We start from the raw sequence: 13,010 nt of genomic DNA, 5'->3' as shown, positions 1-13,010 counted from the left end.
GCCGCCTCCCGGGGACGGCCCGCGACGGGCCGTCCCCGGCCCTCGATCCGGGGAGGATCCATGCACGACCTTCTGGGCGGCGAACTCTGGCAGCTGACCGTCAACGGTCTCGTCCGGGGCGCCTTCTACGCCGCGCTCGGCGCCGGGCTCGCGCTCGTCATCGGGGTCACCGCCCGCTTCCACTTCGCCTACACGCTCACCTACACCGTCGCCCCCTACGCCGCCTTCTGGGTGATGGACGGCCTCGGCGCGCCGTTCTGGCCGTCGGCGCTCGCCGGGCTCGCGGCGGCGGTCGCCGTCAGCGTGCTGCTCGAAGCCGGCGTCTACGAGCCCGTCGCCCGCCGCGCCGCCGACCGCGCCATGCTCGCCGTGCTGGTGACCTCCATCGGCGTCAGCACCGCCGGCATCGCGCTCCTGCAGTTGAGGTTCGGGACCAGCAGCCTGCCCTTCTACGGGCCGGACGTTGTGCAGCACCGGTTCGGGCCGGTGCGGATCTCCGACTTCGAGCTGGAGCAGACGGCCACCTGCCTGGTCCTCGTCGCGGGGCTCGCCGCCTTCCTGGCGTTCACCCCGATCGGCCGCTCGGTCAAGGCCGTCCGCAGCAACCCGGGCCTCGCGGCCGTGCTGGGGATCGGGGTCCGCCGCGTCAACCTCGTCTGCTTCGCCGTCGCCGGGCTCATCTCGGGCGCCTGCGCCCTCTGGTACGGCCTCCTCTACACGGTGCAGCCGAGCATGGGCGACTCGACCGTCGTCTACGGCTTCGTGGTCGCCTTCCTCGCGGGCACCCGCTCGTCCCCGCTGCGCGCCCTGCCCGTCGGCGTCGGGCTCGGCCTGCTGGAGCAGTGGGCGTCGAACTGGCTGCCGCTGCAGTGGACGCAGACCGCCGTCTTCATCGTCCTCACCGCCTACCTCGCGTTCCTGGCGGTGAAGGGTCGGCTTCCCCGCCCGCGCCTCGCCCGTCCCGCGCCGCTGAGGAAGGCCTGACGCCATGTGGATCAACTATCTGGACCAGGCGCTGCTGCTCGCGGCGCTCGCCGTCTGCGTCAACCTGCTCGTCGGCTACGCCGGGCAGGTCTCCGTCGCGCACGCCGCCTTCGCGGGCGTCGGCGGGTACACCGTCTGCTTCCTCGCCGGCGCGCACGGCTGGCCCTACCTCGCCTCCCTCGCCGCCGCCGTGCTGGTCGCCACCGCGCTCGGCGTGGTGATCGGGCTGATCGCGCTCGGTCTCGCCGAGGAGTTCCTCATCCTGATGACGCTGGCGTTCTCGCTCGGGCTCATCGGCGTCCTCGCCACCTTCGACTCCCTCGGCGGCGTCACCGGCATCACCGGCGTCGAGGGCCTGCGGCTGTTCGGGCTGGACCTGCGGACGCCGGAGGACTGGCTGGTCCCGTCGGCGGTGCTGCTCGTGCTGGTCTTCGCCGTGTGCCGGCGCATCGGCGAATCGCCCTACGGGCTGGTGCTCAAGGGCGTTCGCGAGGACGCCGTGGCGACCCGCGCGCTCGGCAAGAACACCTTCGGCTACAAGATCGGCATCTTCGCGATCACCAGCGGGCTGACCGGGCTGGTCGGCGGCCTCTACTCGGGCTGGCTGGGCCAGGCGACCCCGTCGGCGTTCGGGTTCCCGCTCGCCATGGCCGTGTTCGCGATGGTCGTCGTCGGCGGCAACGCCAACCTCGCGGGCTCGATCGCGGCCGCCGTCGCGCTGACGATGATCGAGCCGGTGCTGCGCGAGGTGCTCGGGGTGCAGAGCACCCAGGCCGCGCTGGTGCAGGTGGTGCTGTACGGCGCCCTGCTGCTGCTCGTCATGCTCGTCCGGCCTCAGGGCCTGTTCCCCGAACGCTCCCGGCGGGCCGCCGCGTCCGCCGTGCCGGAGGCGGCCGCCGCGTCGCCCGCGCCGCCGGTGAAGGCCGCGCTCAGGCCGGTCGACCCGGCCGCCCGCGCCGCGGCCGACGTCGTGCTGCGGGCGGAGGGCCTGTCCAAGCGGTTCGGCGGCATCGTCGCCGCCAAGGACATCGGCCTCGAACTGCGGCGCGGCACGATCACGGCGCTCGTCGGCCCGAACGGGGCCGGGAAGACGACGGCGTTCAACCTGCTCACCGGCACGGTCGTCCCCGACACCGGCTCGGTGACGCTGAACGGCGCGGAACTGGTCGGGATGCGCCCCGACCTGGTCGTCCGCGCCGGGCTCGCGAGGACCTTCCAGGACGTCCGGTTGCTGAACCGGCTGACCTGCCTGGAGAACGTCATGCTCGCCGTCCCCGGCCAGCCCGGGGAGCGGATCGGCCGCCTGTTCGCGCCCGGCCGCGGCGTCTCCCGGGCGGACCGCGAGGTCGCCGCGCAGGCGATGCGGTGGCTGGAGTTCGTCGGCATGGCCGACCAGGCGGGGACGCCGGCCGACGCGCTGTCCTACGGCCAGTCGAAGCTGGTCTCGCTGGCGCGGGCGCTGGCGACCCGGGCCGACGTGCTGCTGCTCGACGAGCCGGCCTCCGGCGTCGACGCGGCATGGGTGGAGACCATGCTCGCCATGGTCGCGGCCGTCCGGGACGAGGGCCGCACCGTCTGCCTGGTCGAGCACAACCTCGACGTGGTCCGGCAACTGGCCGACCACACCTGCTTCATGGAACTCGGCGAGATCACCGCGTCCGGCACGCTCGACGAGCTGACCGGCTCGGCCCGGCTGGCCGAGGCCTACTTCGGCGCCCAGTGACGGGCGCGCCCAGGGAGGACGGATGAGTCAGGACAGCGCGGTGCGGGACGCGCCGCTGCTCGACGTGAGCGGCCTGGTCGCCGGCTACGGCCGCAAGGAGGTGCTGCACGGGGTCGGCCTCCGCGTCGGGGCGGGGGAGATCGTGACCCTGATGGGGCACAACGGCGCGGGCAAGACGACCACGATCCGGTCCGTGCTCGGCGCGGTCCGCCCGCGCGCCGGGACCGTCCGGATCGCCGGCCGGGACACCGCGCGCCGGCCCGTCCGCAGGGCCGTCGCCGCGGGCGCCGCGATGATCCCGTCGGAGCGGTTCGTGTTCCCCGACCTGTCGGTGCACGACAACCTGTTGCTCGGCGCCGCGAACGCGCCGTCCGGGACGAGCACGGCGGAGCGCCTCGCGACCGTCGGGGAGCTGTTCCCGATCCTCGGCGAGCGCGCGAGGCAGGCGGCGGGCTCGATGTCCGGCGGCCAGCAGCGGATGGTCAGCCTCGGCATGGCGCTGATGGCCCGGCCCCGGTTGCTGCTGCTGGACGAGCCGTCGCTCGGCCTCGCCCCCTCGGTCGTGGAGGCCATCTTCGAACGCCTGCGGCGCCTCGCCGACGACGAGGGCCTCGGCATCCTGCTGCTGGAACAGAACGTCCGGCAGGCACTGAAGATCGCCGACCGCGCCTACGTCATGCGCTCGGGCCGCGTGATCCTGGAGGAGACCGCCGGGCGGATGCGCGACCGCGGCGACTTCTGGGACCTCTTCTGACGGGCTTGTTCTGACGGGCTTGGCCGGAGCGCCGGAAAGGCCTCTTTCGCGGTGACCGGTTCCTGTCAGGTGACTGTCGGGTTCCGGATCTCGCGTGGATGATGATCAAAAGCAGGGGAAACCCGTGGTCATCGGAGGCAGGAATGCTCGCCAGGCGGTTCGGCTACGCGGTCTCTCCCGCGCCGGCGGCGATCGTCACCCCGTCCGTCCTCGGCCAGCTCGACAAGGCCGCACGCATGAACCGCGTGCTTTCGATCATCTTCTCGGTGTGCGGTGCGGCGGGGTCGGTCGCCATGATCTTGACGCTCGGGGACGAACTGTCCCTCTCCGGCCTTGTGGGCGGGGTGCTCGCAGGGTGGGTGGTCCTGCTGGTCGTATGGCTGTTCGCGAGGAGCCAGGAGCGGGTGCGCGGCCCCTACGGCGAGGGCCTGTCGGGGCCGGAGGCGCAGCGGCTCAGACGAGTTCTGACCGAGCAGCCATGGCAGGTCTGGCCATGCCGGGTGGAGCTCGTCCGCGACTTTGTTAACCCCGCGGCGCTGGTTCACGTGTTCCTTCTGGATCCGGACCAGAACGTGGCGGGGGTGATGAAGACCCGCCTCCAGCGCGGCACCTGGAACTCCATCACCGACGGCTACGGGGTGCTGTGGTTCGCCGGAGATCTGAGGTTCGGTGGCGCGCTCGCCCATCCGGCGGATCCCGCCGACCCGACGGTGTCGTACGCCGACGCCGTCCCGCAGCGATCCGCCAGTGCGTCACCTGGCGATTCCGTCCTCGTCGAGGAACTCCAGCGGCAGGCGATCGGCTGGACGTTCGGCCAGCTCTGACTCCGCCACCCGGCGAAGCGGTCCCGGTGGACCCGGCCGCGGTACCGACCGGAGCCCCGGCCCTTGTGGGGCCGGGGCTCTCGTGTGCGGGTCACTGGAAGGTGTGCTCCATCTCGCCGATTCCCTCGACCCAGGTGCGCAGGGTTTCCCCGGGGCGCAGGAAGCGCTGCGGGGTGCGGCCGAGGCCGACGCCGTCGGGGGTGCCGGTGAAGATCACGTCGCCGGGGCGCAGGGTGACGACCCGCGACAGGTCCGCGATCGTGCGGGGGATCGAGAAGATCAGCTTGGACGTGCGGCCGTCCTGGACGGTCTCGCCGTCGATCGAGCAGCCGAGCGCGAGGTCGTCGCGGTCGGGGATCTCGTCGAGGGTCACCAGCCAGGGGCCGATCGGCGCGAAGCCCGGATGGGACTTGGCGAGGCCGAACTGCGGGGCCTCGCCAGTGAACTGGAGGATCCGCTCCGAGAGGTCCTGGCCGACCGACAGGCCGGCGACGTGATCCCACGCCTCGTCGGCCGCGACGCGGTGGGCCGCCCGGCCGATGACCGCGACGACCTCGACCTCCCAGTCCGTGTGGCCGCCCTCGGGCAGGGCGATCTGCCCGTACGGGCCGGTGAGGGACGAGGCGAACTTGGTGAAGACCGGCGGCAGGTCCTTCGGCGGCTCGAAGCCGGTCTCCGCGGCGTGGTCGGCGTAGTTCAGCCCGATCGCGATCACCTGCGACGGCGCCGGCGACGGCGGGCCGAGACGGGCGGCGTCGATCTCGACGTCCGGGACGGGAGCGGCGGTGGCCGCCCAGGCCGTGAAGGCGTCCCAGTGGTCGTAGAGGCTCTGCGGGTCGGGGCCGAAGCGGCCGTCCGAGGCCGTCGCGACGTCCGCTGCCTTGCCGTCGGCGACGACCAGCACCGCTCGGCCCGCGTGGTTGGCGATGCGCATGCGCGTCTCCTCAGAGGTGGCCGTCGACGAGGCCCGTCAGGAGCCGCTCGAAGATCCGGGGGTGCTCGATCTGGGTCCAGTGGCCGCACCGCCCGAGGACGTACAGGTGCGCGTTCGGGATCGCGGCGGCGAAGTACCTGCTCGCCTCGACGGGGATGATCCGGTCGTCGCGGCCGTGGACGCACAGCACCTCGTGGGTGAGGGTCGCGAGTTCCTCGGGGGTGAAGAAGCGGCGGGCGCCGTCCGGGTCGAAGGACGCCTCGTGCGAGCGCCGGACGTCCTCGCGGTTCACGTAGGCCATCCGCTCGGCCACGACCCGGTCGACGGTGTCGCGCATGGGTTCGAGGTCGTACACGAACTCGCCGAGCAGCTCCTTGAGGGACTCCGTGCTCGGGTTCGCGTAGAACTCGCGCAGGTGCCGCAGACCGGGGCTGACCGGCATGTCCGGCGCGCCGCCGCTGCCCATCAGGAGGATCCTGCCGATCAGGTGCGGCCGGGCCAACGTCATCAGGAGGGCGAGCTGGCCGCCCATGGAGTTGCCGACGAGGTGGACCTTCTCCAGGCCGAGGGCGTCGACGAGCGCCAGCAGCGCCTCGGCCCGCAGTTCGTTGAACGGGCCCATGCCGCGCGGCGCGTCGGCGGGATGCGAGGAGTCGCCGAACCCGATCTGGTCGGGCGCCAGGCACCAGTACCGGTGCCCGAGGTCGGTGATGATCCGCTCCCAGTTCGACAGCCCCGTCGCGCCGGGCCCCGAGCCGTGCAGGAACAGCACGGCCTCCGGGCCGCGCTCCCCGGTCTCGTGCAGCCGGAACGTCAGGTCGCCGCCGCGGACCTGGACGGCGACGTCGGACGAGGTGATCACAGGTGGACCTCCGCGGGCTTCGCCGCGCCGAGGTGCCGGCCGCCCCACGCCTTGGCCAGCGGATCGCCGAACAGGAAGGCGTGGCCGCCGGCGGCCATGGCGTCCTGGAACCTGGTCTGGAGCGGGTGGTCGACGAAGGCGGAACGGCCCGACGAGACCCGCATCAGCGCCTGGACGGTGTCGACCGCCGCGTTCGCCGACCGGGCGACGTCCCAGCGCCAGAAGGCGCGCTGCTCCAGGGAGGGGACCTCCTCGCGCTCGGCGTGCTCCATCAGCTCCTCGGCCGCGCGCCTGACCTTCAGGACGGCGGCGTCGAGCTGCCAGGCCGCCTCGGCGAGGTGGTGCTGCACGACCGGCTCCTCGCGCAGCGACTGGCCGTAGTTGGTGCGCCGGGCGCGGGTCTCGGCGACCCACCGGTCGTAGAAGCCGAGGCAGGCGCCGAGGGCCCCGGCGGCGATGATCAGGTTGAAGGTGACCGCCCACGGCGTCCGGTACAGCGGCCCGTCGTTGAGCTCCTGGCCGGGCAGCGGGGTGCCGAGGCCGTGCGTGTAGTACACGTGCGACTGGCCGCGGTGCTCGGGGACGAACACGCCGTCCACGACGATGTCGTCGGAGCCGGTGCCGCGCAGGCCCGCGACGTTCCAGGTCTGCTCGATCCGGTAGTCGGCGGCGTCGAGGATGACGGAGGTGAAGTCGGGGTGCTCGACGCCGTTCACCTCGCGGCGTCCGGCGATCCCGCCGAGGATGACGCCGTCGCAGATGCCGCTGCCGGAGGAGAAGCTCCACCGTCCCGACACCCGGTAGCCGCCGGGGACCTTCTCGATCTTCCCGGTCGGCGTGTAGGACGAGGCGATCCTGCGGGCCGGGGCGGCGCCCCAGATCTCCTTCTGCGTCTCCTCGGGGAACAGGGCGATCTGCCACGGGTGGACGCCGACGACGGAGGCCACCCAGCCGGCGGACGCCGAGGCGCGGCCGATCTCGACCACCGTCTCGGCGTACTCGGCGAGGTGGGCCTCGCCGCCGCCCCAGCGCGCGGGCTGCAGCGCCCGCAGGACGCCCGTCGATTCGAGCGCCGCGACGGCCTCCGCGGTGAGCCTGCCCTGCTCCGCGCTCGGGGCGTCGGCCGCGGCGAGCGCCGGCGCGGCCGCCCGCGCCTTCTCGATCATGCTCATGGTCATCGCGTCCCCGTTCCGGCGAAGGTCCGCACGATCGCCTGGAATCGCGCGGCCTGCTCGATCTGCGTCCAGTGGCCGCACCCGCCGATGACGTAGAGGTCCGCCTGCGGCAGGTGTTCGGCGAGGTAGTAGCCGCACTCCAGCGGCACGATGGAGTCCTGGCGGCCGTGCACGACCAGGGCCGGGATGTCGATCTTCGCGAGGTCGTCGGGCCCGAAGCTGAGCATCTCGGGCGCGAACATGGCCCGGTGCCCGGCCTCGATCCAGGGGCGCCGCACGATCGGCATCCGCTCCGCCGCGACCGCCTCGACGGTGTCGCCGAAGGCTTTCTTGTCGTGCACGAACCTCATCAGCAGGTCCGCCATCGCCTCGACGGTCGGATCGTCGAAGTAGGTGATGAGCTTGATCAGGTCCGGGGTCGGCTCCAGGCCCGGCATGCCGCCCGAGCCCATCAGCACGATCCGGTCGACGAGGTCCGGCCGCAGCTGGGCCATGCGCAGCGAGTACATCCCGCCCATGGAGTTGCCGACGAGGACGACCTTCTCCAGACCGAGCGCGTCCACGAGGGCGAACAGCGCGTCGATGCGGACCTCGGCCTGCGCCGCGAAGCCCTGCGGCTGCGGGTCCGGGTGGCTGGAGTCGCCGAAGCCGAGGATGTCGGGGGCGACGCAGTGGTAGGTGTCGCCGAGCCCCTCGATCACCGCTCGCCAGTTGGACGCGGCGGTCACGCCGGGCCCGGAGCCGTGCAGGAAGAGCAGGGCGGGCGCGCCCGGGGCGCCGGTCTGGTTGACGCGCAGGTGGCGGCCGCCGCCGATCGCGACGTCCTCGGTGCGGATCGCGGCGGTCATCCGGCGGCCTCCTCGCCGCCCGCGGGGCGGAAGATGCCGGGAGGCCCGTCCAGGTACGCCTGGGAGCGGTGGTGGCCCCAGATCGACGGCAGGTCGTGGTTGCCCGCCACCCAGGTGAGGTCGTCGACGCTGATCCCGCCGTGCCCGTACTCGATCTGCATCGAGGACGGGGTCTGCACGTAGATCGAGGTCATCAGGTCGTTGGTGTGCCGGCCGAGGGACAGCAGGATCTCCCGCTCCGGGTCGGCCGTGAACAGGTCGATCGCGGTGCCGAGGTCGTCGAAGGACTCGACCTCCAGCATCAGGTGGTTGATCCCGGTCATGCCGGGGATCTCCGCGACGGCCAGCGAGTGGTGGCGGCCGTTGCAGTGGTAGAAGCGCAGGTTGAAGACGTCGCTCTTCACCCGGTCCGACAACCGGAAGCCCAGCGTCTCGGCGTAGAAGGCGTTGGCGCGGTCGAGGTCCGGCACGATCAGCACCACGTGGCCGAGGCCGAGGTCGCCGGTGACGAAGCGGCCGCGCATGGGGCGTCCGGGGAAGAACGAGTTCGGCTGGGAGAACTGCCCCCAGACGATCTCGTGGCGGTTGCCGAACGGGTCGGTGAACCAGTACAGCTCGGCGACCTGGCGCTCCTTCAGCTCCTCGGCGCCGCCGGCGTGCACCTCGACGCCCTTGCCGCGCAGCTCGGCCGCGTAGGACCGCAGGTCGGTCTCGTTGCCGCAGTCCCACCCGACGTACCGGAGCTCGTCCTGCTCCGCCGGGTGGACGGCGACCCGGTAGCCCTTGTCGTCGACCTTCACCCGGACGGCGCCGTCCGGGCCGTCGCCGGCGATGGTCGCGCCGAGCAGGCGGGGGGCGTAGTCGCGCCACTCCGCGGAGTTCGGGGACGCGATGCCGAGGTAGGCGAGTTGCGTGATCACAGCATGACCTCCGGGGCGGAAGAGTCGAGGAGGGCGGCGCCGTAGTACTGGCCGACGCCGTCGGAGACGAGGAACGCGTGGCCGAGTTCGGCGATGACGTCCTGGTAGAGGCGGTGCAGCGGGTGGTCGACGAAGACGGTGCGGCCGGAGGCGGCCCGCATCAGGTCGTTGATCGCGAAGCCGGTCCGCTGGCAGGCGCGGGTGATGTTCCACCGCAGCCGGGCCCGCTGCCGCTTGTCCAGGAACACCCCGGCCTCGGCGGCCTCGGTGATCGTGTCGATCGCGTCGTACATCTTCATGACGGCGGCGTCGTGGACCCATTCGGCCTCGGCCAGGCGCATCTGCATCAGCGGGTCGTCGGCGTAGGTGCCGCCCCAGTTCGCCCTGCGGACGCGGGTGTCGGCCGTCCAGTCGTCGATGAGGCGGCGGGCGAGCCCGAGCATCGGCGCGACCAGGACGAGGTTGAACATGACCGCCCACGGCAGCTTGTAGAGGGCGCTCGGGTTGGTCTCCATGCCGGGCGCGGGGCGTTCCGGGTTGTACTCGTAGAGCGGGCTGGACAGGAAGCGCCGGGCCGGGATGAAGGCGTCCTCGACGACGATGTCCTTGCTGCCCGTGCCGCGGGAGCCGCGGACGTGCCAGGTGTCCTCGATGGAGTACTGGTCGCGGTGCAGCAGCGCGGACCCGTAGTTCGGCACCTCGACGCCGGGCGCCACCTCGACCTTCCCGGCGAAGCCGCCGAGGATCACGCCCTGGGCGTGGTCGCAGCCGGAGGAGAACGACCAGCGGCCGTGCACGCGGTAGCCGCCGTCGACCGGTTCGATCTTCCCGGTCGGGGCGTAGGAGGAGGAGGCGTTCCAGTCCGGGTCGGACGCCCAGATCTCGGCCTGCGTCTCCTCGGGGAACAGGGCCAGCTGCCAGGGGTGCGAGCCCATGACGCCGGCGACCCAGCCCGCGGACGGGGCGATCCGCCCGAGTTCGTAGACGCCGGTGAGGTGCTCGCGCAGCGACAGCTCGGCGCCGCCCCAGCGCTTGGGCTGGAGGCCGCGCATCAGCCCGGTCTCCTGCATGCGCGTGAAGGCCCGGCCGGTCAGCATGCGCTGGTCGGCCGAAAGGTCCTCCTCGGCGCGAAACTCCGGCTCCAGCCGGCGGATCTCGTCCAGGACGGTCATCGGTGACGTTCCTTCGGGTCGCGGAGAACGGGAGAGCGTGACCGGCATCTCTGTAGCAGTCACTACATGGACCGTAGAGCGATCGCTCCGGGGAAGGCAAGAGGTGGCCGCAGAATTCTGTGACTGCGACCACAGGCGCCGGGCGCTGGTACGACCTCTAGAACATGGCTGATGTGCTGCGAAAACTCGCGATGTCGACCCTGGTGGAGGGAGTCCGCGGGAAGGTGGGCCGGAACCGCGAGGGTTGCGCCGACCTGGTGACTGCTGTCACGGTAAGCGTCTGTAGTAATCGCTCCATGGAGGAGTTGACGTGCCCCACACCCCGCCCTGGGAGCCGGGCCTGCTCGCATCGCTGACCGGTGTCGGCCCCGGCCCGACCGCCCGCGACAAGCGGCTGGCGCTGCGCGCCGCGCTGGCCGCCGCCACGGCCGCGCCGGGCGCGCCGGTCGAGCCGCTGGTGCTGCCCGGCGCGACCGACGCGCTCGGCGCCCGGCTCGTCGAGGAGGCCGGCTTCGCCGCCGTCTACGCCACCGGCGCCGGGCTCGCCAACGCCGGCTTCGGGCTTCCCGACATCGGGCTGATCTCCCAGGCCGAGGTCGTCGACCACGCCGGACGGCTCGCCGAGGCGACCCGCGTGCCGCTGGTCTGCGACGCCGACACCGGCTACGGCGGACCGCTGGCGGCGATGCGCACGGTCCGCCTGCTGGAGCGCGCCGGTGTGGCCGGCCTCCAGCTGGAGGACCAGGAGATGCCGAAGCGGTGCGGCCACTTCGACTCGCACGCGCTGATCCCGTCCGGCCACATGCAGACCAAGATCGCGGCGGCGTGCGAGGCGCGCGCCGACGACGCGCTGGTGATCATCGCGCGGACGGACGCCCGGTCCGTGCACGGGATCGAGGAGGCGGTCGAACGCGGCCGCGCCTACGCCGAGGCCGGCGCCGACGCGCTGTTCGTCGAGGCGCCGCGGACGGTCGACGAACTCGCGCTGGTCGGGCGCGAGCTGGCGGGCGTGCCGCTGATCGTCAACGTCGTCGAAGGAGGCAGGACTCCGCAGCTGGACGTCGCGCGCTACGCCGAGCTGGGCTTCGGGGTCGTGCTGTTCGCCAACTACCTGATGCGCTCGATGCACCTCGCCGGCCGCGAGGCGCTGGCGCACCTGCGCGAGCGCGGCGAGACCGCGTCCCGGGCCGGCCGGATGGCGGGCTGGGAGGAGCGGCAGAGCCTGTTCAACCTGCCGCGGTTCAGCGCCGCCGAGACCGCCCTGGACCGCGAGTTCGGGAGCGTCTCGTGAGCGCCCTGCCCGGCCTGCCGGTCGAGACCGACCTGCCCGGGCGCGTCGGCGTCCTGGTCCTCGGGGCCGGCCTCGCCGGATGCGCCGCGCTGCTCGCGGCGGCCGAGGCGGGACGGTACGCGCTGCTGCTGGAGAAGACCGGCGAGATCGGCGGGTCCACCGTGAAGTCGGCCGGGCTGTCCGCCTTCGCGGGTACCGACGAGCAGGCCGAGCAGGGCATCGCCGACTCCGTCGAGCTGCTCCGCGAGGACCTCGTCGAGGTCGGGCGGGGGCGCGGCGACCCGGCGCTCATCGACCTGTACTGCGAGCACCAGCTGGCGGCGTACCGCTGGCTGAAGGAGCACGGCGTCCGCTACGGCGAGATCCACGCCGCCTCGGGCCAGTCGGCGCCGCGCAGCCACCCCGCCGACACCACCCGCATGCTGCACCTGCTGCTCGCGGCGGCCGGCGCCCTCGGCGCCCGGGTCGTGCTCGGCGCCCCGGCGCACCGGCTGCTGCACGACGGCGCCCGCGTGACCGGCGTCCGGCTCGCCGACGGCCGCGAGGTGCTCGCGGACGCGGTCGTGCTCGCCACCGGCGGCTTCTCGATGAACCCGGAGCTGCTCGCCGCGTTCGCGCCGCAGATGGAGAACGCGCTCCGCCAGGGCGGCGCCGGGAACCAGGGCGACGGCCTCAAGATGGCCATGGCGCTCGGGGCGGGCCTGCGCGACACCCCCTACATCAAGGGCACGTACGGGCACTACCACGTCGAGCACCCCGACGAGGACGGCACCGGCATCCTCGCCGTCTACAAGGGCGCGATCGCGGTGAACCGCGAAGGCCGCCGCTTCGTGGACGAGTCGCGGAACTACAAGGAGATCGGGGACGCCGCGCTCGCCCAGCCCGGCGTGACGACCTGGCAGGTCTTCGACGCCCGCACGATGGCCCTGGCCAACGACGAGGTCCCGATCTACGAGTTCGCCGGGCGCGAGCGGGCCGGGATGCTGCTCAGGTCCGGGACGGTCGCCGGCCTGGAGGCCGCGATCGGCCTGCCGGGCGGCTCCCTGCAGCGCACCGTCGCCGAGTACAACGCCGCGCTCCGGGACGGGCGGGCCGACGCGTTCGGGCGGGCCCACCTGTCCGGCGGCGTCGGGGACCCCACGCCGATCGACCGCCCGCCGTTCTACGCCCACCCTTCGGGAACCGTCGTGCTCGCGACGTACTGCGGGCTCACCGTCGACACCCGGATGCGAGTCCTCGACTGGTGGGGCGAGCCGATCGGGCGCCTCTACGCCGCCGGAGAGATCACCGGCGGATTCCACGGGGCCGGCTACATGACCGGCACCTCCATCGGCAAGTCCGGCGTGTTCGGCCGGCTCGCCGGACGGAACGCCGCGGACGAGGAGAGCGAGCTCCAGTGGTGAACCCCGCGTTCGACCTGACCGGCCAGGTCGCCCTGGTGGTCGGCGCCGCCGCCGGCGGCCTCGGCGAGATCGCGGCGCGGGCGCTGGCGGGCGCCGGCGCGCGGGTCGCCGTCGCCGACC

The 13,010-nt window shown here is 72.9% G+C and carries 12 protein-coding genes; 6 read left to right on the top strand and 6 right to left on the bottom strand.

The window, feature by feature from the left end:
* The first annotated feature begins 60 nt into the window (after window positions 1–60).
* The 4 genes from ABWI04_RS01610 to ABWI04_RS01595 all read left to right on the top strand — a co-directional run bounded on the left by ABWI04_RS01610 (window position 61) and on the right by ABWI04_RS01595 (window position 4,285).
* Window positions 61–984 (top strand): branched-chain amino acid ABC transporter permease, encoded by a 924-nt coding sequence (locus ABWI04_RS01610; RefSeq protein WP_353831115.1) that lies wholly within the window; start codon window positions 61–63, stop codon window positions 982–984.
* 4 nt (window positions 985–988) lie between these two features.
* Window positions 989–2,707, top strand: coding sequence for a branched-chain amino acid ABC transporter ATP-binding protein/permease (locus tag ABWI04_RS01605; RefSeq protein WP_345173753.1), 1,719 nt, complete (start codon window positions 989–991; stop codon window positions 2,705–2,707).
* A gap of 22 nt (window positions 2,708–2,729) precedes the next feature.
* Entirely contained in the window at window positions 2,730–3,461 is a 732-nt protein-coding gene (locus tag ABWI04_RS01600) for an ABC transporter ATP-binding protein (protein ID WP_353831114.1), read from the top strand.
* A gap of 143 nt (window positions 3,462–3,604) precedes the next feature.
* Entirely contained in the window at window positions 3,605–4,285 is a 681-nt protein-coding gene (locus tag ABWI04_RS01595; RefSeq protein WP_353831113.1) for a hypothetical protein, read from the top strand.
* 91 nt (window positions 4,286–4,376) lie between these two features.
* Here ABWI04_RS01595 and ABWI04_RS01590 read toward each other — a convergent pair whose 3' ends face one another.
* Genes ABWI04_RS01590 through ABWI04_RS01565 form a run of 6 tightly spaced genes read right to left on the bottom strand, consistent with a single transcriptional unit; the run spans window position 4,377 to window position 10,196 of the window.
* On the bottom strand, window positions 4,377–5,219 hold the full coding sequence (locus ABWI04_RS01590; protein ID WP_353831112.1) for a fumarylacetoacetate hydrolase family protein: 843 nt from the start codon (window positions 5,217–5,219) through the stop codon (window positions 4,377–4,379).
* Window positions 5,220–5,229: 10 nt separating this feature from the next.
* The gene (locus tag ABWI04_RS01585) at window positions 5,230–6,081 is read right to left on the bottom strand and encodes an alpha/beta fold hydrolase (protein WP_353831111.1); all 852 of its coding nucleotides are present in this window, start codon (window positions 6,079–6,081) and stop codon (window positions 5,230–5,232) included.
* Window positions 6,078–7,259, bottom strand: a complete 1,182-nt coding sequence (locus ABWI04_RS01580; protein WP_353831110.1) for an acyl-CoA dehydrogenase family protein — start codon at window positions 7,257–7,259, stop codon at window positions 6,078–6,080. The genes ABWI04_RS01585 and ABWI04_RS01580 overlap by 4 nt, the downstream gene beginning before the upstream one ends.
* Window positions 7,256–8,104, bottom strand: coding sequence for an alpha/beta fold hydrolase (locus ABWI04_RS01575; RefSeq protein ID WP_353831109.1), 849 nt, complete (start codon window positions 8,102–8,104; stop codon window positions 7,256–7,258). The genes ABWI04_RS01580 and ABWI04_RS01575 overlap by 4 nt, the downstream gene beginning before the upstream one ends.
* Window positions 8,101–9,024 carry a VOC family protein gene (locus ABWI04_RS01570; protein ID WP_353831108.1) on the bottom strand — a complete coding sequence of 308 codons (924 nt, stop codon included), beginning with the start codon at window positions 9,022–9,024 and terminating at the stop codon, window positions 8,101–8,103. The genes ABWI04_RS01575 and ABWI04_RS01570 overlap by 4 nt, the downstream gene beginning before the upstream one ends.
* On the bottom strand, window positions 9,021–10,196 hold the full coding sequence (locus ABWI04_RS01565; protein WP_345173734.1) for an acyl-CoA dehydrogenase family protein: 1,176 nt from the start codon (window positions 10,194–10,196) through the stop codon (window positions 9,021–9,023). The genes ABWI04_RS01570 and ABWI04_RS01565 overlap by 4 nt, the downstream gene beginning before the upstream one ends.
* A 310-nt stretch (window positions 10,197–10,506) precedes the next feature.
* On the opposite strand from ABWI04_RS01565, the gene ABWI04_RS01560 reads away from it, so the two are divergent.
* A complete protein-coding gene (locus ABWI04_RS01560; RefSeq protein ID WP_353831107.1) occupies window positions 10,507–11,487 on the top strand; it encodes an isocitrate lyase/PEP mutase family protein in 981 nt (326 codons plus the stop codon).
* Window positions 11,484–12,890: an FAD-dependent oxidoreductase gene (locus tag ABWI04_RS01555; protein ID WP_353831106.1), complete on the top strand. Its 1,407-nt coding sequence runs from the start codon at window positions 11,484–11,486 to the stop codon at window positions 12,888–12,890. The genes ABWI04_RS01560 and ABWI04_RS01555 overlap by 4 nt, the downstream gene beginning before the upstream one ends.
* The last annotated feature ends 120 nt before the right edge of the window (window positions 12,891–13,010 follow it).

The organism is Actinomadura sp. NPDC000929, from assembly GCF_040492065.1.
Classification (GTDB): Bacteria; Actinomycetota; Actinomycetes; order Streptosporangiales; family Streptosporangiaceae; genus Spirillospora; species Spirillospora verrucosospora.
The sequence above is the reverse complement of the archived record's forward strand: the minus strand, read 5'-3'. Positions and strand labels throughout refer to the sequence as shown.

Coding starts and splice junctions, on each gene's coding strand:
- ABWI04_RS01580 (WP_353831110.1), bottom strand. CDS start 7,259: ATGACCATGAGCATGATCGAGAAGGCGCGGGCGGCCGCGCCGGCGCTC.
- ABWI04_RS01600 (WP_353831114.1), top strand. CDS start 2,730: ATGAGTCAGGACAGCGCGGTGCGGGACGCGCCGCTGCTCGACGTGAGC.
- ABWI04_RS01605 (WP_345173753.1), top strand. CDS start 989: ATGTGGATCAACTATCTGGACCAGGCGCTGCTGCTCGCGGCGCTCGCC.
- ABWI04_RS01565 (WP_345173734.1), bottom strand. CDS start 10,196: ATGACCGTCCTGGACGAGATCCGCCGGCTGGAGCCGGAGTTTCGCGCC.
- ABWI04_RS01595 (WP_353831113.1), top strand. CDS start 3,605: ATGCTCGCCAGGCGGTTCGGCTACGCGGTCTCTCCCGCGCCGGCGGCG.
- ABWI04_RS01590 (WP_353831112.1), bottom strand. CDS start 5,219: ATGCGCATCGCCAACCACGCGGGCCGAGCGGTGCTGGTCGTCGCCGAC.
- ABWI04_RS01610 (WP_353831115.1), top strand. CDS start 61: ATGCACGACCTTCTGGGCGGCGAACTCTGGCAGCTGACCGTCAACGGT.
- ABWI04_RS01575 (WP_353831109.1), bottom strand. CDS start 8,104: ATGACCGCCGCGATCCGCACCGAGGACGTCGCGATCGGCGGCGGCCGC.